Below are 453 nucleotides of genomic sequence, written 5' to 3' on the forward strand. Positions count from 1 at the left end.
AGGCAGGTCATTCCCGTCATGCGGCTGCCCATCATTTTGGCGTCTCGGTATCGTTTGCTGTAAAATTGATGGCCTCTTTCAGCGCTACCGGGAGCGTTGCAGCCAAACCGGAAGGTGGCTGGCGATACTCGAAACTGGACCCGCACCGGGCCTTTCCGGTGCGCCGCATTGCCGAGAAGGATGATATTACCATGCCGGAACTTGCCGGAGAGTTTGCTGCTTCGGGCGTTCAGATCACGCCTGCAGCGATCTCCCGCCGGTACCGGCGCAATGGCTACCGTTTTTAAAAAAAACCTAGCTGGCCAGCGAACAAGAACGACCGGACCTCCGATACGCCCGTGAGACCTGGATCCATGGCCGCCAACCTGTCATGCAGAACAATACCCATCGCCTTGTCTTTCTGGATGAAACCAGCACAAACACCAGGATGGTACGGTTGCGTGGACGGTGCCT

General features: G+C 57.2%; 1 pseudogene. It reads left to right on the forward strand.

The window, feature by feature from the left end:
* Window positions 1–287: pseudogene (locus ABKW30_RS29275) on the forward strand (IS630 family transposase); the annotation flags it as partial.
* Window positions 288–453 lie beyond the last annotated feature (166 nt).

Origin of the sequence: Phyllobacterium sp. SB3, from assembly GCF_040009165.1 — a bacterium.
Classification (GTDB): domain Bacteria; phylum Pseudomonadota; class Alphaproteobacteria; order Rhizobiales; family Rhizobiaceae; genus Phyllobacterium.